Genomic DNA, 23,291 nt, shown 5'->3' on the forward strand with positions numbered 1-23,291 from the left:
AAACTCATAAGCCGCAATTATTAACATTTTTACCTATTTTATTATTTCTGACGGAAATAAATATCGATAGGAACGCCTTCAAAATCATAAATCTCCCGCAATTTATTTTCGATAAATCTTTTATACGGATCTTTTACATATTGTGGCAGATTGGCAAAAAAGACAAATTGTGGTGTCTTTGTCGGAAGCTGCATACAATATTTAATCTTAACGTATTTTCCTTTTAATGCTGGTGGTGGATTGCTTTCAATAATCGGCAACATTACTTCATTAAATTTAGACGTTGCAATTCTATTCTTTCTGCTTTCAAATACATGCACAGCCGTTTCTAATGCTTTTAGCAAACGTTGTTTCGTCAGGGCAGACACAAATAAGATAGGCACATCTGTAAACGGAGCGATTTCTTCTCTGATCTTACGTTCGTAATCTACTGATGTCATGGTTCCTTTTTCTACCAGATCCCATTTGTTTACAAGAATGACAATTCCTTTTCTGTTTTTTTCAGCCAACCAAAAGATACTTTGATCCTGACCTTCAAAACCTCTGGTAGCATCAATAACTAAAATGCAGACATCAGCATGCTCAATAGCACGAACCGAACGCATCACAGAGTAGAATTCCAAATCTTCTTTGACTTTAGCTTTTCTGCGAATTCCGGCTGTATCTACAAGATTAAATTCAAAACCAAAACGGTTGTATTTTGTATCAATAGCATCTCGTGTAGTTCCTGCAATATCAGTCACCACAAAACGATCTTCACCAATTAAGGCATTGATAAAACTTGATTTTCCAGCATTTGGGCGTCCCACTACTGCAAAACGAGGCAGTTCTTCTGGATTTTCATTTATCGGAGGTAATTCAGGTAAAACTTCTACCAGCTTATCCAATAAATCTCCTGTTCCACTTCCGCTCATGCCGGATATCGTAAAATATTCTCCAAGACCTAAGTTATAAAACTCCAGCGCATCATTTTCTCTCTTTGCATTGTCTACCTTATTTACCACTAACAGTACCGGTTTGGTCACTTTTCTTAATCGTTTGGCTACTTCATCATCCATCGGGGTGATTCCCTCCTCTACATCGACCACAAATAAAATGGCATCCGATTCATCTATGGCTAACTCTACCTGACGGCGTATTTCGCTTTCAAAAATATCTTCAGAACCTTTAATATATCCTCCGGTATCAATTACAGAAAATTCTTTTCCGTTCCATTCACTTTTTCCGTAATTTCTGTCACGGGTTACCCCGCTTACTGAATCTACAATGGCATCTCTTCTCTGGATCAGACGATTAAAGAACGTCGATTTTCCTACATTCGGCCTTCCAACTATTGCAACTATGTTATTCATATCTTTTTCTAAAAAATTAGAGTTTTATTTTTGATTGTATCCGAAACGACGCAACTGATACGTGTTATTTCTCCAATCTTTATTTACTTTCACGAACATTTCTATATGTACCTGCTTATCAAAGAATTTTTCCAATTCTTCACGCGCCTGTATTCCTATTTTTTTGATAGCGGCACCTTTATGTCCGATGATAATTCCTTTTTGGCTGTCGCGTTCGACCATGATAACTGCCTTTATACGGATGATGGTTTCATCTTCTTTGAATTCTTCCGTTTCAATTTCAACCGAATACGGAATCTCTTTTTCGTAATTCAACAGTATCTTTTCACGGATGATTTCATTTACAAAGAAACGTTCAGGTTTATCTGTCAAGGCATCTTTCGGATAGAAAGGAGGTGATTCAGGCAATAGCTCAATGATTCTGCTGAATACTTCTTTTACATTAAAATTATTCAGTGCCGAAATCGGAAAAATTTCCGCATTCGGAACCTGTGCTTTCCATAAAGCGACCTGTTCTTCCAAAAGTTCCTGATTGGCTTTGTCAATTTTATTTAACAATAGTAATACCGGTACTTTTGCGTTTTGAATTTTAGCAAAAAAAGCTTCATCTTTTAACGCTCTCTCTCCTATTTCAACCATATAAACCAAAACATCCGCATCTTCAAAAGCTGATTTCACAAAATCCATCATGGAAGATTGTAACTCATACGCTGGTTTTATGATACCTGGAGTATCAGACAATATCATTTGAAAATCTTCACCATTAACAATTCCCAGAATCCGGTGTCGGGTAGTTTGTGCTTTTGAAGTAATAATAGACAATCTCTCGCCCACAAAAGCATTCATCAGAGTTGATTTTCCTACATTCGGGTTTCCAATAATGTTTACAAAACCTGCTTTATGCGTCATTTTAATTTATTTTGCTGCAAAGGTAATTATATCAAACGAATACACGAAATAAAAATTTTTATTTCGAAATATGTTGTGTATTCTAAATTCTTGTCATACATTTGCAATCGAAATATCGCGGGATAGAGCAGTAGGTAGCTCGTCGGGCTCATAACCCGAAGGTCACAGGTTCGAGTCCTGTTCCCGCTACTAAGTTGGTCACTTAAAACCTTCAATTAGAGTTAGTAAATTTGTATAATTGAATCGCTAAAATTTACAAGAACCCACATCGCGGGATAGAGCAGTAGGTAGCTCGTCGGGCTCATAACCCGAAGGTCACAGGTTCGAGTCCTGTTCCCGCTACTAAAAACCATTCGTAACAGAATGGTTTTTTTATTTTACTCAAGTTACTTACACACAAACTTTTAGAAGAATTTCTCATCTTTAAAACTTTATTCCTATATTTATACTACCAATCATCTAAAAGTATATTTATGGGAAAATTTATTGTTTCTAAGAGATCGAACGGAGAGTTTCAGTTCAATCTAAAAGCGGGGAACGGACAGGTTATTCTTACCAGCGAAGGATATACATCTAAAGCCAATTGCCATAACGGAGTTGAATCTGTAAAGAAAAATGCTCTCCATGATGAACGATTCGAGAAAAAAGAATCAAAAAACGGCAAACACTTCTTTAATCTCAAAGCTTCCAATGGTCAAATCATCGGAAGCAGTGAAATGTATGAAAGTACTTCATCCCGTGACAACGGTATTGAATCGGTTAAAAAGAATGCACCTGATGCAAGTATTGAAGAAGTTGATTAATTATTCAAAGTCTGTACAGACTTAAAGAGCATCCATGTATTGTAAATAAAAAGCCCTGTCAGTAATGACGGGGCTTTTCAAAATTATGATTTGGTCTCAATTTCTTCCTGAATCATTTCCCATTGTTCCATTGCTGTTTCCAGTTCCTTTTTAAGCTTATTATATTTGCTGAAGAACTTTTCATCATTCATCAATTCATCATATTTCTGGGCCAACTCAATGTCCATTTTTGCAATTTCTTTTTCACATTCCGAAATCAAGGCTTCTGTTTTACTCAATTTATTCTGAAGCGTTTTCATCTTCTTCTGCTCCTCATAAGACAAAGACTTTTCTACCGGCGCAACTGTTTTTACTTTGACCTGATCTACTTTTTCAAACTCACGCATCGTATCTACATTGCGTTGCTCTAAGAAGTAATTTATATCTCCAAGGTATTCTTTTATTTTCTGATCTTTAAATTCATATACTTTATCAGACATACCCTGTAGGAAATCCCTGTCATGCGAAACCAGCAATAGTGTTCCTTCAAACTTTTGTAAAGCCGCTTTTAAAACGTTTTTAGACTTGATGTCTAAGTGATTGGTAGGCTCATCCATCAGCAAAACATTGATAGGCTTCAGCAACATCATACACAATGCCAGACGGTTTCTTTCTCCCCCGGATAAAACTTTTACTTTTTTCTCTACATCATCACCTCTGAAAAGGAAAGCTCCAAGCATATCGCGAACTTTCGCCCTGTTGCCGTCCGTTGCCGCATCAATCATAGTATCCAGCAATGTTTTTTCTCCATCCAGATAATCCGCCTGATTTTGTGCAAAATACCCCAACTGTACATTGTGTCCTATCTTAATGGTTCCATCATAAGCAAACTCTTCCATAATGGCTTTAATTAAGGTAGATTTACCCTGTCCGTTCTGCCCGACGAATGCAATTTTGGAACCTCTTTCAATAAGGAGGTTGATGTCTTTAAAAACCGTCTTTTCCACAAAAGCTTTTGTCAGGTGCTCCAATTCTAAAACTACCTTACCCGGCGTAACAGCTACAGGAAAAGAAATATTCATTACAGAATTATCGTCTTCATCAACTTCAATACGCTCTATCTTATCTAATTTCTTGATTAATGATTGCGCCATTGAAGCTTTTGTCGCTTTTGCACGGAATTTTTCAATAAGCTTTTCTGTCTCTTCAATTTTCTTGGATTGATTTTTTTGAGCAGCGAGCTGTATTTCTCTCAATTCTTCTCGTAAGATTAAATATTGCGAATACGGCTTGTTGAAATCATAAATTTTACCCAGTGATATTTCAATTGTACGATTGGTTACGTTATCTAAAAACATCTTATCATGCGAAACAATTACAACAGCTCCTGAAAATGATTTTAAGAAACTTTCAAGCCAAATGATACTCTCGATATCCAAATGGTTGGTTGGCTCATCCAGAAGCAAAAGATCATTGTTCTGAAGCAATAATTTAGCCAATTCAATTCTCATACGCCAGCCACCTGAAAAGGTCTCTGTGGTTTTATTAAAATCATCGCGTTTAAACCCTAACCCCAATAAGATTTTTTCTGTGTTTCCGACGTAATTATATCCTCCAATGATGTCAAAATGATGGGTCAGATCACTCAACCGTTCTATTAGTTCAGAATAAGAAGCAGATTCATAATCGGTTCTGACTTCCAACTCTTTATTGATTTTATTAATCTCATTTTCTACTTTTTTGATTTCTTCAAAAGCCTGATAGGCTTCATCAAGAACAGTACGTCCCTGCTCAAAATCAATATCCTGACGCAAAAAACCAATTTTTAAGGCTTTCTCAGTAGCTATACTACCTGAATCTCCTTCAATATCTCGGGAAAGAATTTTAAGCATCGTAGATTTACCTGCTCCATTCTTTCCAACCAATCCTACCCTGTCACCGGCTCCTAATCGAAATGTTACATTTTCGAACAGATAATCTCCAGAAAAGGAAACCGACAAATTATGTATGTTTAACATTTTTTACTTTTTTCGCAATTTTCCTAATTGCATTTTTTTATAATATCTTTTTATATCAATGTTTGGATCCAGATCCGTTTTCTGCTCAATCGAATCAAACAGGGATTTCGCTAAAAAAGGTCCCAATAATACACCTCGGGTTCCCAATCCATTCAGCAGGTACATATTTTCATGCTCAAAATGCCTCCCTACAAGCGGCTTACGATCTTTCACCGTGGGCCGGACTCCTGCCAGATGTTCTATTATTTCAAAATCGCTACCTATCAGTTTTTGCAAACCATTTATCAACTCTCTTTTTGCCTCAACAGTAGGCAAATCTGTCTTATCCTTCCAATCGTAAGTAGCTCCAACTTTATAAAGATCATTTCCCAACGGAATAATAAAAACAGATGATTTAACAATATATTTCAACTCTAAATCAGGTATTCTCACAATCAATAATTCTCCTTTCGTACCATCTAATGGAAGGTTATTAAAATAAGGATTCTGAAACATTGAAAAACCTTCTGCAAAAATAAGATGTTTTGCCTTAATATCCTTGTAATGGAATCTTTCTCCGTCAACAATAAGTCTATCATAAGCAAATGAATCCCGAATCAGGATTTTTTTTTCAGCTAAATAGTATTGATAACAGAGTACAAATTTTTTAACATCTAAAAATCCGGTATTAAAAACCTCCCCAAAACCATATTCTGACGTTATAGTATCAGAAATGGATTTCATTAAATTTATATTCAGAAAAGGAGCCAGATCGGGCTGATCACAGGCATAAAACCAGTTATTCTGTTCTTCTACTGAGGCAAACTTCCTATAAAGTTGTGTTTCATATAAAAAACGAACACCGAATTTTATTTCGAGTTCTTTATAGATCGGAATAGCCAGATCTATCTGTTCTCTGGATTTCCAGATAGAGGTGAATCTTTTTAACACAACGGGATTATACATACCACCAGCAACCAAGGAGGAAGACCTCGATGGCTGATCTATAACAATAAATGACTTATCATGCTTTTCGCAATAATAAGCAAAATTTAATCCGGCCAATCCGGATCCGATAATCATATAATCTATATCCATGAACATATAAAAAAACTCTTATCAAAATGATAAGAGTTTTATATTTTTAAATTACAAAATTAGTAATTCCATAAATCATCTTCAAAATCTCTGATATGTTCTTTAATACGCTCAGACTCCAATAACTGGAACATTGCATTTTCGCCAACATATGAACTTATATCTTCGTCTCCATAGATATTATCTGTTTTATAGATGGTAGCTGAAAATTTACGCGCATTGAATAAATAATCAAAGTTTGATTTCATACGGGAATTTTTCTCGTTGTAAGCATAGTTCTTGAAGAATGTTTCGCGTGCAGCCGGGAAAAACACCCAAAATAACTCAATAAAACTCTCCTGCTCTGAACCTTTTGTATTGATATCAACTACAACTGGTGCAATACCTAACAAACGATATTTTAATTCTCCCTGATTACGGTCAAAATACCAAGCTCCTTTTATACGATACTCCACTACATCAGCAGGTGTCAATTCAGTTTCAATGATATATTCGTCTGGTATTTTCTTTTCTCCATAACTCAACAATTCTTTACCAACATCCGTAGTATCGATACGAGAGAATTTCTTTTTTAATTCTTCCGTACTTATTTTACGACTGAAATCATCAAAGTCATAAACTTCTTGAATTTCTTTTTTCATTACTCCTTCTTTAAGAATCGAAAAAAGAGATTTTCTGTCTTGCTGATCTTTTGTAGGAAAATAATAAATCAGATTTGCACGCTCATCCAACGGAATGGTTTCCCAAACTGTTTTTTGAAAAATCACATCTCTATCATTTACATACTCGTAAGGCATAGGGCCTTCAGCTTCTGATATAATGTCCTCTAATGTTTTCTCTCCAATTTCATTTGCAGTTCTTGCATTAAAAAGATTGGTCTGAGCCATTGAAGTAAGACTTACAAAAGAAGTAAGTGCTAAAGCGATTATATTTTTTAGTTTCATATTATTGCTTTTAAATTATTGAACCGTAAAAGTAGCGTCAGCAGCATCTTTAACTACTAAGTCCACACCGCTTAATTTAACTTTGATTTTTGTGAAACGTACCACATCACCAGGTTTTAATCGGTCAGCCATACGTCTTGCCGCATCATTTAATGATGTACCTTTAATTACCTCAGATCCAAGACCAGGGAATATAATTGTATATTCTGTTACCTGAAGATTTACATCAAAATCAAAATCATCAAATTTAGCACCGATTGAAACAGCTTTTAAGTTGCTTGCAGGTCCTTTTGCAGCATATTCTCCACGTACTGTTCCAAAAGGTTTTGGCACTGGTTTGATACGGAATACTTTTTTATCAGATACTACTTTTCCATCAGGTAAAGTACCAGAAGCTGTAATAACTACTTCTCTTGCTGCAGCTGGTCTTAAAATATATTTTCCGTCTCCGGTTTTACGTATTGAACCGCTTGAAGCACTTACACTTACCTTGTCATTTGGAACTCCTGCAAATGAAGCTGAAATCGGGTTATCTAACCCCATATACACAACATTCATTTTATCAGCAGCAATCGTTGCTGAATTTGGACGTGCCACAACAACATAATTTGAATTCTGAATATCTACAGGAACAGCCTGTCCGTCTTCCATAAAGGTAAATTTACCACTAAACTTATGCTCTCCGACAGAACCAGCTGTCATGTTTAAGATTACCTGACCGTCTGAGAAAGCATTTGCGTTTGATAAATTAATTTTACTTCCGTTAACTATAACTTCAGTTGGTACAGTTGACTTATCAAAACGTCCTAAAACTACTTTTCCTTTGATTGGTTCTCCAGAGAAATAAACCGATTTATCAGTGATTACAAATGCCTGGTAATTTTTCATAGAAGCCGCTTGTTTCAAAGAATTTCCTAAAAACAGGTTATAAGCTTCATTTTCAATTTCTTTTACATCATTCTGCAAAGCAGATAATTTAGCCAAAGAAGCGATGGAAGGGAAACCTTTATAGTGATAGTCCAAATAAGGTTTTACAATTCCCTGCGAATCTTTTACATCGTCCGTATTGAATTTCTGATCCAGATTCTGTGTTAAGAATTTGTAGCTTACATCTGTACCTAAAACTTTCTTAACTTCTTCTCTATATTGATTAAATTTAGAGATGATTTCATTTCCTTTATCACTATACTTATCTCCAATAAACCATCCAGAATCAATTACCTCCCCTTTATCCATTTGTTCATAAGGCAATTTGTTATCATCGGTCAATACCAATTTTTCGGTAATCGATGTTTTAAGCGTTCCTAAATAATTATAGAAATCATTTGAAAGCTTACTTATCTGTTGTGCTTTTTGGTAAGGCTCTTTATAACGAGTAGGATCGTCAGAAGCTTTAATCTCTAAACCTTCTAAAAGGCCAGTGTTGACCATAGTCGCAGCTTCATTAGTATTTTCAAACTTTTCGTTCATTAAACCAAAAGCAGAAAGCACTTCCTTAGACATATTCAGAGCCATCATAGCGATGAACACTAAATACATCAGGTTAATCATTTTTTGTCTTGGGGTTTGTTTTCCTCCTGCCATAATTTCTCTAATTAGATTTTAATAGATTAATACTAATTAGCAGTTTTACCCATAGCAGATAACATTCCACCATATACTGCATTCAAAGTTGACAAATTAGAAGTCAACGACTGCATTTGTTCTTTTAATTTAAAGTTATTTTCTGCCACTTCTTTGTTGATATCAGCATTTCTTGTAGCGCTTTCTAACTGTGATTTATACATTGCGTTTAACGACTCTAACTGTGAAGCAGCTGTACTCATTTCTTCTGCATATCTGTTAGATGATGCTACTGCATCTACTGTAGGCGCAATTCCTTTAGCAGCTGCCTCGAAGTTTCGAATGCTGTTGCTCAAGCTTTCCATTAATTGCCCGTCAATTTTAGCATCTTTTAAGATCTTATCTAATTTTTCTGACAATAACGTTCTTTCTTCTGAAGTAGCAATCACTGCTCCACCACCTGAATAACCAGAACCTCCTGAGAAATTTGCATTTCCACTACCTGCAAAACCTGAACCAGAAACGGCTGATCCTGATCCTGTCCCTGTTACTACAGAAGACCCAGAAAACCCACCTGTTGAAACCTGCATTTGTCTTGGCTCACCACCTTTTAATTCAGGATAAACTCTTGACCAATCAAACTCATCATCAACTGGTTCAAAAGCAGATATTGCAAAAATCAATGCCTCTACCAATAATCCAACAGTCAACATATTGTTTCCATTTAACGGCCCCAACTCAATATGTGTAATTTTAAACAAAGCTCCAACAATTACAACTGCCGCACCCATTCCATAGCAGAAGTTCATTACTTTTTTCGGTATTGCCATAATTCTAATCTGTTAATTTTAATAATATAATAAATAGTAATTTAGTTAATTTTTATCTGCCACTTCTTCCGCTTCTTGGAGAAGTCGACTGTAATAAAGGATCCGGTGCTGCAACAACAACTCTAAACCCGATAAAACTTTTTGCGGAATCCGCATTCTCTTTATCACGTGTAGCTACCTGTAAGAAATAAGCCGGATCTCTCCATGAACCTCCTCTAACTACTTTCAAAGGATTTAATGATTCTTTTGACTTTGGCTTAAGTGAAGCATTCATTACATAAGATGCCTGATCGTATGTTGTAGCGGTCCACTCTGCCACATTACCTGCCATATTATACAAATTGTATCCGTTTGGTTTGTAAGATCTTGCTTCAGCAGTATACAATGCTCCGTCATCTGCGAAATTACCTCTGTCCGGCTTGAAGTTAGCCAAGAAACAAGCTTTCTCATCGGTCATATAAGGACCACCCCATGGGTACATTGCGTTTTGGATTCCTCCACGAGCAGCATATTCCCATTCTTCTTCTGTTGGTAAACGGTATTCGTTTAGTGTATGATTGGCTCTGCGCGATTTTAAATAAGTATTTTTATAAAGCGTTCTCCAAGCTGTAAATGCTTTGGCCTGATTCCAGTTAACTCCAACAACAGGATACTCTCCGTATGCTTCATGCCAGAAATATTCATTTAACATCGGCTCATTGTACGAGTAGCTAAAATCTTTTGCCCATCTTGTTGTATCAGGATAAACGTTTACAATTTCGGTTTTAAGATATTTTGCTTTACGATCTCTCGGACTTGTTACATTATCACGAACATTCGCTTCTTTATCAAACCATGAATATTTGAAGTTCAGTTTAGCTACATCAAACGTAGTCAAACCTTTTGTATTATTATCAGCTTTAATATATAATGAATCCATCACTTCAACATAGTACTCATCCGGATATCTTTGTGGATTAGTTATGATTCGGGCTCTTTTATTCAATCTTCTTCCGGCATACTCATCTGTGTCCATCGCCATACTATAGTAATTGTCATACATATAACGATCATACGCAGATTGGTTCTGATTCAAAGAAGGATCTTCTTCCGGTAAAAAAGCAAAAGCTCCTATACCTCCTGCTGCTGCATCCATCCCCATCTCATCAGCCATAATAGCTAATTTTGTTCTAACGATTGAATCTTTTACAAATTCAACAAACTTACGGTACTGATTATTTGTAACCTCTGTCTCATCCATATAAAACGAACCAACGGTCTTTAATGTTGGAGGAGCATCTTCCGCTCCCAATAGGTCTTCATGCGTTTTACCCATTGTAAAGGATCCTCCTGGAACAAAAGCCATTCCCTGAGGTTTTTCGGTAACCCAACGTTTACCTTGAACTCCATTTAGAACTTCACCTCTATCTCCTGAACCACAACTGAACAACAATGAAATAACCGCTGTAAGTGTAATGAACTTCTTCATATATTAATCGGGGTTTATTTATAATTTTTTTCTAAAGCGTAAACCTATTTATTTATTTTGAATTATACAAAGAAAATAAAAAAAAATTTAAATTTTATTTAACACTTGTATTTTTTCTTATCAATCAATCATTTTTTTGATCGCTTTCCACCATCTTTCCGGAATTACCTGATTTGTAGCGGAAATATAATCTTCGTAAGAACATGGAAATAAAACTTTTCTTCCACCCTCTTTATAAATTGCCTGATCAATTTCTATCCACCATCTATCAGAAACATCGCTCTTGTAAAATACAAGTTCCTGATCGTCAAGTAAAACATTATATTTGAAATATGTTTTTTTGCTAATGTAAGGATATTCATTGACTCTGAAGTTGAATCCTTCAACAAAATACCACAAAATTTGTGTAATTAACAAACTTTCAGCAGAAATAGTGTCAATATTGAAAATTCCGAAACTACTAACTTTATCGCTTAGTCCTGAATATCTTGCTAATGCACAAATTTCCCTTCCATCAAATCCGTTCGGATTAAATTTTGAAAAATAACCCATATCAGCAGATTTTACCGCATGGATATCCACACTTACAATATCTGCATCTCTTAATATAGGTTCTGCAAGCGCTATATTAGAAGCAACTTCACCTAATCGGTAAGATTCGAAGTATAATTTATCAATAAGATCTATCTCCTCCTGGGAATTATAATAGGTCTGATAACCTATGTTAGCATAGTTCAACAGGTTATTAGGTTCCTCCATTATTATTTTAGTCAGAAAAGATTCTGAAGGGTTTATGACATCCGAAACAACATCTATTTTACTGTCAACAGCAACAAGATTCACCATTTGCTCCAATCTGTCGTACGCACGATATATCGCATAAGTTAGATCCTGCGAGCCGCCGATAATAACTGGTAAAATGTTTTTATGCAGCAAATCTGCCACTATGCTCTTCACAACAAAATACGTATCATTGAGCGTTTCACCTGCATCTATTGTACCAAGATCTGCCATTATAGCACTCCAGTTTCCGGGAAATAATCCATACCAGTTTTTACGAAAAGCATCGAAGTTAACCTTGTCTCCTTTAGCATTCAATCCCCTTGAATCATTAACAGTAATAAGAGCCAATTGTATCCCTTCCAGATCTGGAAAATGATCCGGGGTATGCAATAGCAGCTTTTCACCTACCGTATTTACCGGAAGATCAGATAGATATACCAGCAAATTTGCAGAAACAGGTTTTAAAAATTCATAATTCATATACTATTTCTTTTTAACGGTCGCTTTTTTGGCAGTTGCTTTTTTGGCAGGACTCTTTTTTGCAGCTGTTTTAGTGGTTGTCTTTTTAGCCGCTGTTTTTTTGGCAGGCTCTTTTGCTTCTATCATTTTCTTAACCGATTCGAGATCCAGTGCCGCCGCATCAACATCTTTACTTAGCTCTATTTTTATCTTTCCTTTAAGCACAACAGATCGTCCCCAACGGGCTTTTTCAACGCGAATTCCTTCCTCTTCCCAGTTATGAATAACTTTATCTTTTTCTTTCTGTATCTTATCTTCAATCAACTCGTTGATATCTGCCTGAGATAAATGATCAAAATTGTATTTTTTATTTACATTGATAAACATATTATTCCATTTGATAAACGGACCAAAACGCCCAACACCTTTTTGCACAGGCAAAGAATTATAAGTTGCGATAGGCGCATCTGCTTTTTCTTTTTCTTTAATAAGCTCAATGGCTCTGTCAAGAGTTACATCAAGCGGCTCTTCTCCTTTTGGCAACGAAATAAACATTTTCCCAAAACGCACATAAGGTCCGAATCTACCATTATTTACCTCAACCTCTTCATCTTTATACAATCCTAAATTTTTGGGAAGCAAAAATAAAGTCAATGCTTCCTCCAGAGAAATATTTCCGATATTCTGATCAGGACGCAGGCTTGCATATTGTTTCTCTTCATCTTCAATATCCCCTATCTGTGCCATAGGACCAAATTTACCCAATCTCACAAGTACTGGTTTTCCTGATTTTGGATCCTTACCTAATATCCGTTCACCGGATTCCCGTTCAGCATTCTTTTCCACATCGAGTACTACAGGATGAAAATGACTGTAAAAATCATTCATCATTTTGGTCCAGTCCTCATTTCCTTCTGCAATCGCATCAAAATCTTCTTCAACTTTAGCTGTAAAATTATAATCGAGAATAGCCGAAAAGTTTTTTACCAAAAAGTCGGTTACAATAATACCGATATCAGTAGGAATCAACTTTCCTTTATCAGCACCTACTTTTTCTGTTTGCACAGATGCTTTTATTACTCCGTCAATCAGCTGCATAACTTCATAATTTCGTTCTATTCCTTCAGCATTTCCTTTTTCAACATAATTACGCGCAATGATTGTAGAAATAGTCGGTGCATAAGTAGAAGGTCTACCGATTCCTAATTCTTCCAGTTTTTTTACCAATGAAGCCTCTGTATACCGTGCTGGAGGTCGGGAAAAACGCTGAGTAGCAATAATAGCATTATTATCAAGTTTTTCATTGACAATCAATGCAGGCAACATTCCTTCCTGTTCTTCATCTTCGTCATCATGTCCTTCAAGATAAACTTTCAAAAATCCTTCAAATAACAACACTTCTCCTGTTGCAGAAAAATGATCATTATGTTTATCTGCTACAATTGTTACATTGGTTCTTTCCAAAGCCGCATCACTCATCTGTGAAGCCAGTGTTCTTTTCCATATCAGATCGTATAAACGAGCCTGATCTCTATCAATACTGACACTGTGTTTAGACATATCAGTAGGTCTTATGGCTTCGTGAGCTTCCTGAGCGCCTTTTGCTTTTGTTGTATAAACCCGTGGTTTACTGAACTCTTTTCCGTAAGAACGGATAATTTCTGCTTCGGCAGCCTGCATAGCTTCCTGAGAAAGATTAACACTATCCGTTCTCATATAAGTAATGAGTCCGCTTTCATATAACCTTTGTGCTAACATCATTGTCTGTCCAACAGAATAATATAATTTACGTGCAGCTTCCTGCTGTAAAGTAGAAGTAGTAAAAGGTGCAGCCGGAGACTTCTTAGTCGGTTTTGTCTCCAGTGCACTAACCTTAAACTGCGCTCCTATATTTTGCTTTAAGAAGGACTCTGCTTCTTGTTGTGTTTTAAAGTTCTTAGGCAGCTTTGCTTTAAAAATCTTGCCTTTTGTTGTCTGAAACTCTGCCGTTATACTAAAAGAGCTTTCTGTTGTAAAGGCATTAATTTCTTTTTCACGCTCTACAATCAAACGAACAGATACTGACTGTACCCTTCCTGCTGACAAACCTGTTCTTACTTTCTTCCATAATATAGGAGAGAGTTCATATCCCACAAGACGGTCTAAGACACGACGTGCCTGCTGTGCATTGACCAGGTTGTAATCTATTTTTCTTGGGTTATCTATAGCTTTGTTAATAGCTGTTTTCGTGATTTCATGAAAAACAATTCTACGTGTATTCTCGTCTTTTAAATTCAGTTCTTCTGCCAAATGCCAGGCAATAGCTTCTCCTTCACGATCCTCATCGGAAGCCAACCAAACCAAATCAGCTTTTTTTGCTAAGTCTTTTAGTTTTTTTACTACTGCTTTTTTATCTGTAGAAACTTCATACTTTGGTTTAAAATTATTTTCCACATCTACCCCTATCTCTTTAGAAGGTAAATCGGCAATATGACCGAAACTGGATTCTACCTGATAATCTTTTCCTAAAAACTTTTCTATTGTCTTTGCCTTTGCCGGCGACTCCACAATCACTAAATTTTTTGCCATTCTTCACGTTTTAGTTTGGCAAAAGTATGGGATTTTTTTTATTTGAAACCATACACCTATATATATATGTGTAGTTTTTTTAAAAATTGCTCCATCCCCATTACTTTAAAACCGCTCTAAATATCCGCAAAAAAATCCAAAACTCACGCTGACATCTTGTCATAAAGAAAAATTATATCGTATCTTTGCAAATTGATTAGCACCCATTTATCTGGTTTATGGAAAAGATTATTGAAGAAAACAAACAGGGAACCACATTGGTTTTAGAGCAAAACTCAAATAACTCAAAAAAGTTATTTATTGAGAGTTACGGATGTCAGATGAATTTTTCTGATAGTGAAATCGTTGCTTCTATATTAGCAAATGAAGGATACAATACAACCCAAAATCTTGAAGAAGCTGATTTAGTATTGGTAAATACCTGTTCTATACGTGACAAAGCCGAACAGACCGTTCGCAAACGTCTTGAAAAATATAATGCTGTAAAAAAAATCAATCCTTCTATGAAAGTGGGAGTATTGGGGTGTATGGCGGAACGTTTGAAAAGTCAGTTTCTTGAAGAAGAAAAGATTGTAGATATGGTAGTAGGACCTGATGCTTATAAAGACCTGCCCAACTTATTAAAAGAGGTAGGAGAAGGACGTGATGCTATAAACGTAATTTTATCCAAAGAGGAAACTTATGGAGACATTGCTCCTGTACGATTAAATTCAAACGGTGTTACTGCTTTTGTATCTATCACACGCGGATGCGACAATATGTGTACGTTCTGCGTTGTTCCTTTTACACGAGGCAGAGAACGCAGTCGCGATCCTCAAAGCATTATGCAGGAAATAAAAGAACTCCATGAAAAAGGATTTAAAGAAGTAACACTTTTAGGGCAGAATGTCGACAGCTATTTATGGTATGGGGGTGGCCTTAAAAAAGATTACGTTAAAGCTACCGATATGCAAAAAGCAACAGCAGTAGACTTTGCTAACCTACTTGATATGTGCGCAACAGCGTATCCTAAAATGCGTTTCAGATTTTCAACATCCAATCCGCAGGATATGCATGAAGAAGTCTTACATATCATTGCCAAACATCATAATATCTGTAAATACATTCACCTGCCGGTTCAGTCAGGAAGCACAAGGATTCTACATGAAATGAACCGCCAGCATACACGTGAAGAGTACATGGCATTAGTAGATAACATCAAAAGAATCATTCCTGATTGTTCACTTTCACAGGACATGATTACAGGTTTTCCGACAGAAACAGAAGAAGACCATAAAGACACCTTATCCTTAATGGAATATGTACGTTATGACTTCGGATATATGTTTGCCTATTCAGAAAGACCCGGAACACTGGCAGCAAGAAAACTGGAAGATGATGTGCCTGAAGCTATAAAAAAACGCCGCTTACAGGAAATTGTGGATCTACAGCAAAGAATTGCTTTGGAACAAACACAACGTTTTGTAGGTCAAACCGTAGAAGTTTTGATTGAAAAAGCGTCCAAACGTTCTGATGAGTACTGGTCAGGAAGAAATTCCCATAATACAGTAGTTGTTTTCCCGAAAGGAACTTATAAAGTCGGTGATTTTGTAAACGTTCAGGTGACAGATTGTACTTCTGCCACTCTCATCGGAGAAGCTATAGGATATTCAGAAATGCAACATTAAACTGTTTAAACAATAAAATGGAATCAATTCAAGCCATCAAACAACGTTTTGAAATCATAGGAAACGACCCGAAGCTGAACCGTGCAATTGAAAAAGCGATTCAGGTAGCTCCGACAGATATTTCGGTACTCGTAACCGGAGAAAGCGGTGTTGGAAAAGAAAATATTCCAAAGATAATTCATTCATTATCTCACCGTAAACACGGAAAATATATTGCAGTAAACTGTGGCGCTATTCCGGAAGGAACTATAGATTCCGAGCTATTCGGACACGAAAAAGGAGCTTTTACGGGTGCTGTAGGAAATCGGGAAGGTTATTTTGAAGTAGCAGACGGAGGTACCATTTTTCTGGATGAAGTTGGTGAACTTCCTTTAACAACACAAGTAAGATTACTTCGTGTACTCGAAAACGGTGAATTTATAAAAGTAGGTTCCTCCAAAGTCCAAAAAACGGATGTGCGTATTATAGCCGCAACCAATGTAAAAATGATGGAGGCTATTGAAAAAGGGAAATTCAGAGAAGACCTCTATTACCGTTTAAGCACCATAGAAATAAATCTGCCGCCCTTACGGGAACGCGGTGAAGACATTCATTTACTATTTCGAAAGTTTTCTGCAGATTTTGCTCATAAATACAAAATGCCTCCTATTAAACTGGATGAACAGGCGGCAGAATATCTTAAGCAATACCGTTGGGATGGTAACATACGTCAGCTCCGAAATATTGCTGAGCAGATATCCGTCATTGAAACCAAGAGAGATATTACGCTCTCCATCATCCAATCTTATTTACCTAACAGAAATAAGCAACTGCCTTCCTTAATTGAAAGCAAAAAGTCTGAAAGTGATTTTAGCAATGAACGTGAAATTCTGTACAAGGTACTCTTTGACATGAAGAGCGATTTAAACGACCTTAAGAAATTGACTTTGGAATTGATGAAAAACGGCAATTCATCAAATGTTCAGGAAACCAATAAAAATCTGATTCAGCGCATATACGGTCAAAAAGAAGACATGCCCGAAACAGCAGACCATACAAACATTGCTTTACCTATAGAAAACAATCATAAAAATCCTAACTTTATCAATCCCGAAACGGAAGAAGAGGATGATGACAGTCATTATCTTATTGCAGAGACAGTAGATGACGAAGAAAACCTTCGTCTGGATGAACGCGAAATTCAACTGATCAAAAGAGCTTTGGAACGCAATAACGGAAAAAGAAAAATTGCAGCAGAAGAGCTGGGTATTTCTGAAAGAACCCTCTATAGAAAAATCAAACAATATGATTTATAAAATATTAAAAAAATATCAGCCACTGGCACTTATCCTTTTTTTCAGCCTTTTGCTCAACAGTTGCTCTGTATACAATTTTACAGGAACAGGTAAAATTGATGCGGTATCTTTCCAGGTCAACAATTTTCTTAACAATGCTACACTGGTAGAACCCGGTATTGAAAGAACCTTTACGGTTGCTCTTCAGGATCTGATTCAGAATCAAACCGTGCTGACACTTACCAATACCAATGCTGATCTGGTTTATGAAGGTGAAATTACAGAATACCGTATCTCACCTATGACCGCTACAGCTGATCAGACAGCAGCTCAAAACAGACTGTACATTTCCATAAGAGTACGTTTTACCAACAAAAACAAACCGGAAGATGATTTTGAACAATCTTTTTCCCACTTTTACGATTATCCGGCAAATGAACAATTGATAGGCGCGCGGTTAAATGGTGCCATTGACGAAATATACGAAAGAATAACACAGGATGTTTTCAATGCTTCCTTAGCAAAATGGTAAGAATATGCAGCTAACAGATTTAATCAATAAACTCAACCATCCTGAGTCGGTAAATGAGAACGACAATCAATACTTCACACAGATTATTGAGCGGTATCCTTATTTACAATCTGTTCGTGCCTTGTATCTAAAAGGATTGCATTCCCAAAGAAATCACTTATATAACAGCGAGCTCAAAAAAACAGCTGCTTATACTACCGATCGTGATGTGTTGTTTGATTTTATTATTTCTGAAAATTTCACGGTGTACAAGCCCCTCAATATCGAAAATGTCGAAGTTATTGATGAAGATTATCTGATTACTAAAAAACCAGAGATCACACTTGAAGAATCGATTGAAAAATCAATTTTATCAACTCTTGCATATATAGAAAACGAAGAAAAAGAGCCTCTCATCTTGTCCAAACTCGAACAGAGAGATGCAAACAAGACACTCATAACAGAAGAAATCACACAGCCTGAAGAAAAAAAGGAGGATATTTTGTCAGAAGATGAAGAGACTGTAGTTACTTCTGTTGAAACACTGGAAGAAAAATTAGAAATCGGTACTCCAATTGAATTTACTTCAGCCGAAAAACATTCTTTCTCTGAGTGGCTGCAACTGACAAAAGCAGAGCCAATAAAAAGAAAAGAAGAGGAAACGGAAGCTATTGAACCACAAAAAGAAGAAAAACTTCAAGAAGAGAAAAGAAAAAAAGAAGAGCTTATCAATCGCTTTATTGAAACAAATCCTAAAATAATCCCTAATAAAAACATGTCTTCAGTGCCTGTATTTATTGAGAAAAACGAGGATGACCAATCTTTTTTAATGACCGAAACCCTTGCAAAAATATACCTGGAACAAAAAAAATATCAAAAAGCAATTCAAGCTTATGAAATATTAATTTTGAAATATCCAGAAAAAAGTAGTTTATTTGCAGACCGAATTTCCAATATTAAAATGTTACAAAACTATAATAGTTAAAAAATGAATACGTTTACAATCTTTTTAGTACTAATAACCATCGTATCCCTTTTATTAATCATTGTTATAATGATTCAAAACCCTAAAGGAGGTGGTCTTGATTCTTCATTAGGAGGTTCAACCAATATTGGAGGTGTACAAAACACAAATAAATTCCTTGACAAAAGTACCTGGACTTTAGCAGCCATATTAATCGGGTTAATTTTGTTATCAAGTTTAAGCTTTACATCCGGTTACAACAACGATTCTAAAATTTTAGATCCGAATGCTGCAACCATACCTGCAGCACCTGTAGCAGCTCCGCAAGGTCAACCTGCACCAGCAGAAACGCCACAGACACCAGCAAACTAAAATCCGTTATTCAAAAAAATAACAATGCCAGCACTGACATGCTGGCATTTTTTTTATCCCATTCTGTCATAAAATTGGAATGGCATACTTTATGAAAATGATAAACACAAAAATAAAAGTCAAATAAATAAACATAAAAATTTTCATTATGGCACTAAACATTAAACCACTTTCAGACCGGGTGATTATTGAACCGGCTGCGGCAGAAACACAAACAGCTTCGGGAATTATTATTCCTGATACAGCGAAAGAAAAGCCACAAAAAGGAACTGTTGTTGCTGTAGGGAACGGAAAAAAAGACGAACCGTTAACCGTTAAAGTTGGCGACACTGTTTTATACGGAAAATATGCAGGAACAGATTTAAAATTTGAGAACAAAGATTATCTGATCATGCGTGAAGATGACATTCTTGCAATTATCTAAATTTTCTAAAAAAAGAATAGTTAAAATTAAAAATTTAAAAAATGGCAAAAGAGATAAAATTCGATATTGAAGCACGTGACGGATTAAAACGCGGTGTAGACGCATTGGCAAATGCAGTAAAAGTAACTTTAGGTCCTAAAGGACGTAACGTTATCATTTCTAAATCTTTCGGAGCTCCTCATGTAACAAAAGATGGAGTTTCAGTAGCAAAAGAGGTAGAATTAGCAGATACTCTTGAAAACATGGGAGCTCAGATGGTAAAAGAGGTAGCTTCTAAAACCAACGATCTGGCAGGAGACGGAACAACAACGGCAACTGTTTTAGCTCAGGCAATTGTAAAAGAAGGGCTTAAAAACGTAGCAGCCGGAGCCAACCCTATGGATTTAAAAAGAGGTATTGACAAAGCGGTTGAGGCTATTGTTGCAGATTTAAAAAATCAATCACAGGAAGTAGGATCTACAACTGACAAAATCAAACAGGTAGCTTCTATTTCTGCTAATAATGACGAAGTTATCGGTGAATTAATCGCAACTGCTTTTGGCAAAGTTGGAAAAGAAGGTGTTATCACTGTTGAAGAAGCAAAAGGAACTGATACTTATGTAGATGTAGTAGAAGGTATGCAGTTTGACAGAGGGTACTTATCTCCATATTTCGTTACAAACCCTGAAAAAATGGAAACGGAATTTGATAACCCGTACATTTTATTATACGATAAAAAAATCTCCTCTTTAAAAGAATTACTTCCTGTATTAGAACCTGTAGCACAATCAGGAAAACCTTTGTTAATCATTGCTGAAGATGTAGACGGAGAAGCTTTATCTACCCTTGTAGTAAACAAACTACGCGGAGCATTGAAAATCGCTGCTGTAAAAGCACCTGGATTCGGAGACAGAAGAAAAGCAATGTTAGAAGACATCGCTATTTTAACCGGCGGAACTGTAATCGCTGAAGAAAGCGGATACAATTTAGAAAATGCCACTCTTGAAATGTTAGGAACAGCTGAAAAAGTTTCTATCGACAAAGACAATACAACCATTGTTAATGGTGCTGGTTCTCCGGATTTAATCAAAAACAGAGTAAACCAGATAAAAGCACAGTTAGAAACTACAACTTCTGATTATGACAAAGAAAAACTTCAGGAACGTCTTGCTAAATTAGCAGGTGGTGTAGCCGTACTTTATGTAGGAGCTGCTTCTGAAGTAGAAATGAAAGAGAAAAAAGACCGAGTAGATGATGCTTTACATGCTACGCGTGCTGCGGTAGAAGAAGGTATCGTTGCAGGTGGTGGTGTTGCGCTATTAAGAGCTAAAAAATCACTGGAAAGCATCCAAGCATTAAACCCGGATGAAAAAACAGGAATTCAGATTGTAGCCCGTGCTATTGAATCACCATTGAGAACCATTGTTGAAAATGCAGGTTTAGAAGGTTCTGTTATCGTGGCAAAAGTTTCTGAAGGAGAAGGTAATTTCGGATATAATGCAAAAACAGATGAATATGTAGATATGTTGTCAGCAGGAATTATTGATCCGAAAAAAGTAACCCGTGTTGCTTTAGAAAATGCTGCATCAGTATCCGGAATGATCTTAACAACTGAGTGTGCATTAGTAGATATTAAGGAAGAAGGCGGTAACCAAATGCCAATGGGCGGAGGTATGCCGGGGATGATGTAATCATATCCTAACTTATTCTTACAGAGAGACCTGATATTTTATCAGGTCTTTTTTTTACAAAAAACTTAACATAGATTAAGTCGTTTTCCTATCAAATATCCTTAAATTGTAAAGAAACCCAATATACTTTATATTATGAATAATAAAACAGTTTACGACAGACCTGAATTCAAGTCTCACTACGACAATTTTATCAACGGAAAATTTGTACCTCCGGTTAAAGGAAAATATTTTGATGTTATCACTCCACTCGATGGTTCTGTAATGACTAAAGCAGCCCATTCAAGCGGAGAGGATTTGGAACTTGCAGTTGACGCTGCAACCGAGGCTTTTAAAACCTGGGGAAAGACGTCTTCTACTCAAAGAAGCATCATTTTAAATAAAATCGCAGACAGGTTAGAAGAAAATTTAGAATATCTGGCAGCAGTAGAAACTACTGATAACGGAAAACCAATACGCGAAACATTAAACGCAGATTTACCACTGGCAATTGACCATTTCAGATATTTTGCAGGCGTTATCCGTGCAGAAGAAGGTTCTTTATCAGAATTAGACAGCAATACTGTATCTCTCATTGTTAATGAACCATTAGGAGTAGTTGCGCAAATCATTCCATGGAACTTCCCGATTTTGATGGCGGTTTGGAAATTGGCACCTGCATTGGCTGCAGGAAACTGCGTAGTTCTGAAACCCGCAGAAAGCACACCTATCTCTATTTTAGTGCTTATGGACCTTATCAAGGACTTACTTCCAGCCGGTGTAGTAAATATCGTTAACGGTTTTGGAGCTGAATTAGGGCAAAAGTTAGTTACGAATCCCAAAGTAGCTAAAGCTGCTTTTACAGGTTCTACTGCTACAGGAAGATTGGTTATGCAGTATGCCACAGAAAACATCATACCGGTTACTTTAGAATTAGGAGGAAAATCTCCTAACGTATTCTTTGAATCTGTAATGGATCATGATGATGAATTTCTTGACAAAGCAATTGAAGGAGCTGTTTTATTTGCTCTTAATCAGGGAGAAATATGTACATGCCCTTCCCGTTTGTTAATTCAGGAATCTATTTACGATAAATTTATTGAAAGAGTTCTTGAAAGAGTAAAAGCAATTAAAGCCGGGAATCCTTTGGATGTAACGACCATGATAGGAGCTCAGGCCTCTAAAGTTCAATATGACAAGATTCTGAATTATATAAAATTAGGAAAAGAAGAAGGTGCAGAAGTTCTTATCGGCGGAGAAGCAAATCATTTGGGAGGTTCCATAGAAAACGGATATTACATAAAACCTACATTGTTAAAAGGACACAATAAAATGCGTGTATTTCAGGAGGAAATTTTCGGACCTGTATTAGCAGTAACTACTTTTAAAGATGAAGCGGAAGCACTGGAAATCGCCAATGACACTATTTATGGATTAGGAGCCGGGGTATGGACAAGAGATGCACATCAACTGTATCAGATTCCGAGAGCTATTCAGGCAGGACGTGTTTGGATAAATCAATACCATAGCTATCCTGCAGGCGCTCCGTTCGGAGGATACAAACAATCGGGTATCGGACGCGAAAATCATAAGATGATGCTCAATCATTATCAGCAAACAAAGAACCTTCTTATTTCTTATGACAAGAAAAAATTAGGTTTCTTTTAATCACAAACT

The 23,291-nt window shown here is 36.3% G+C and carries 19 protein-coding genes and 2 tRNA genes; 11 read left to right on the top strand and 10 right to left on the bottom strand.

The window, feature by feature from the left end; genetic code table 11:
* Positions 1-41: 41 nt before the first annotated feature.
* Together der and era are read right to left on the bottom strand one after the other, a co-directional pair.
* On the bottom strand, positions 42-1,352 hold the full coding sequence (gene der, locus QW060_RS14400) for a ribosome biogenesis GTPase Der (RefSeq protein ID WP_290364165.1): 1,311 nt from the start codon (positions 1,350-1,352) through the stop codon (positions 42-44).
* 24 nt (positions 1,353-1,376) lie between these two features.
* Positions 1,377-2,261, bottom strand: a complete 885-nt coding sequence (gene era / locus QW060_RS14405; RefSeq protein ID WP_290364166.1) for a GTPase Era — start codon at positions 2,259-2,261, stop codon at positions 1,377-1,379.
* A 116-nt stretch (positions 2,262-2,377) separates the two neighbouring features.
* Here era and QW060_RS14410 point away from each other — a divergent pair.
* The 3 genes from QW060_RS14410 (at position 2,378) to QW060_RS14420 (ending at position 3,064) form a co-directional block, all read left to right on the top strand.
* Positions 2,378-2,450: transfer RNA gene (locus QW060_RS14410), tRNA-Met, on the top strand.
* An 80-nt stretch (positions 2,451-2,530) separates the two neighbouring features.
* Positions 2,531-2,603 (top strand) — tRNA-Met (locus QW060_RS14415).
* A gap of 131 nt (positions 2,604-2,734) precedes the next feature.
* Positions 2,735-3,064, top strand: a complete 330-nt coding sequence (locus tag QW060_RS14420) for a YegP family protein (protein ID WP_290364167.1) — start codon at positions 2,735-2,737, stop codon at positions 3,062-3,064.
* Between the two features lie 83 nt (positions 3,065-3,147).
* Here QW060_RS14420 and QW060_RS14425 read toward each other — a convergent pair whose 3' ends face one another.
* The 8 genes from QW060_RS14425 to topA form a co-directional block, all read right to left on the bottom strand.
* Positions 3,148-5,061 carry an ABC-F family ATP-binding cassette domain-containing protein gene (locus tag QW060_RS14425; protein WP_290364168.1) on the bottom strand — a complete coding sequence of 638 codons (1,914 nt, stop codon included), beginning with the start codon at positions 5,059-5,061 and terminating at the stop codon, positions 3,148-3,150.
* 3 nt (positions 5,062-5,064) lie between these two features.
* Positions 5,065-6,144, bottom strand: coding sequence for an NAD(P)/FAD-dependent oxidoreductase (locus QW060_RS14430; protein ID WP_290364169.1), 1,080 nt, complete (start codon positions 6,142-6,144; stop codon positions 5,065-5,067).
* Positions 6,145-6,197: 53 nt separating this feature from the next.
* Positions 6,198-7,082, bottom strand: a complete 885-nt coding sequence (gene porN, locus QW060_RS14435) for a type IX secretion system ring subunit PorN/GldN (RefSeq protein WP_290364170.1) — start codon at positions 7,080-7,082, stop codon at positions 6,198-6,200.
* A 15-nt stretch (positions 7,083-7,097) separates the two neighbouring features.
* Complete coding sequence (gene porM, locus QW060_RS14440) at positions 7,098-8,666, bottom strand: type IX secretion system motor protein PorM/GldM (RefSeq protein WP_290364171.1); 1,569 nt, start codon at positions 8,664-8,666, stop codon at positions 7,098-7,100.
* A gap of 32 nt (positions 8,667-8,698) precedes the next feature.
* Positions 8,699-9,475: a type IX secretion system motor protein PorL/GldL gene (gene porL / locus QW060_RS14445; protein ID WP_290364172.1), complete on the bottom strand. Its 777-nt coding sequence runs from the start codon at positions 9,473-9,475 to the stop codon at positions 8,699-8,701.
* Positions 9,476-9,527: 52 nt separating this feature from the next.
* Positions 9,528-10,943 (bottom strand): T9SS ring complex lipoprotein PorK/GldK, encoded by a 1,416-nt coding sequence (gene porK, locus QW060_RS14450; RefSeq protein WP_290364173.1) that lies wholly within the window; start codon positions 10,941-10,943, stop codon positions 9,528-9,530.
* 120 nt (positions 10,944-11,063) lie between these two features.
* Positions 11,064-12,206: a formimidoylglutamase gene (locus QW060_RS14455; protein WP_290364174.1), complete on the bottom strand. Its 1,143-nt coding sequence runs from the start codon at positions 12,204-12,206 to the stop codon at positions 11,064-11,066.
* Between the two features lie 3 nt (positions 12,207-12,209).
* On the bottom strand, positions 12,210-14,753 hold the full coding sequence (gene topA / locus QW060_RS14460) for a type I DNA topoisomerase (protein ID WP_290364175.1): 2,544 nt from the start codon (positions 14,751-14,753) through the stop codon (positions 12,210-12,212).
* Positions 14,754-14,971: 218 nt separating this feature from the next.
* Between topA and miaB the strand changes: the two genes are divergently transcribed.
* From miaB to QW060_RS14500, 8 genes are all read left to right on the top strand, one after another.
* Positions 14,972-16,420, top strand: coding sequence for a tRNA (N6-isopentenyl adenosine(37)-C2)-methylthiotransferase MiaB (gene miaB, locus QW060_RS14465; protein ID WP_290364176.1), 1,449 nt, complete (start codon positions 14,972-14,974; stop codon positions 16,418-16,420).
* Positions 16,421-16,437: 17 nt separating this feature from the next.
* Complete coding sequence (locus QW060_RS28890) at positions 16,438-17,715, top strand: sigma-54 interaction domain-containing protein (protein ID WP_290364177.1); 1,278 nt, start codon at positions 16,438-16,440, stop codon at positions 17,713-17,715.
* Positions 17,705-18,226, top strand: a complete 522-nt coding sequence (locus QW060_RS14475) for an LptE family protein (RefSeq protein WP_290364178.1) — start codon at positions 17,705-17,707, stop codon at positions 18,224-18,226. The genes QW060_RS28890 and QW060_RS14475 overlap by 11 nt, the downstream gene beginning before the upstream one ends.
* Before the next feature lie 4 nt (positions 18,227-18,230).
* Positions 18,231-19,190: a tetratricopeptide repeat protein gene (locus tag QW060_RS14480; protein WP_290364179.1), complete on the top strand. Its 960-nt coding sequence runs from the start codon at positions 18,231-18,233 to the stop codon at positions 19,188-19,190.
* A 3-nt stretch (positions 19,191-19,193) separates the two neighbouring features.
* Positions 19,194-19,541 carry a preprotein translocase subunit SecG gene (secG, locus tag QW060_RS14485; RefSeq protein WP_290364180.1) on the top strand — a complete coding sequence of 116 codons (348 nt, stop codon included), beginning with the start codon at positions 19,194-19,196 and terminating at the stop codon, positions 19,539-19,541.
* 148 nt (positions 19,542-19,689) lie between these two features.
* Positions 19,690-19,965, top strand: coding sequence for a co-chaperone GroES (locus tag QW060_RS14490; RefSeq protein WP_290364181.1), 276 nt, complete (start codon positions 19,690-19,692; stop codon positions 19,963-19,965).
* A gap of 41 nt (positions 19,966-20,006) precedes the next feature.
* Positions 20,007-21,635, top strand: coding sequence for a chaperonin GroEL (groL, locus tag QW060_RS14495; protein WP_290364182.1), 1,629 nt, complete (start codon positions 20,007-20,009; stop codon positions 21,633-21,635).
* A 135-nt stretch (positions 21,636-21,770) separates the two neighbouring features.
* Positions 21,771-23,282, top strand: a complete 1,512-nt coding sequence (locus QW060_RS14500; protein ID WP_290364183.1) for an aldehyde dehydrogenase family protein — start codon at positions 21,771-21,773, stop codon at positions 23,280-23,282.
* Positions 23,283-23,291 lie beyond the last annotated feature (9 nt).

It is taken from the genome of Paenimyroides ceti (assembly GCF_030409925.1).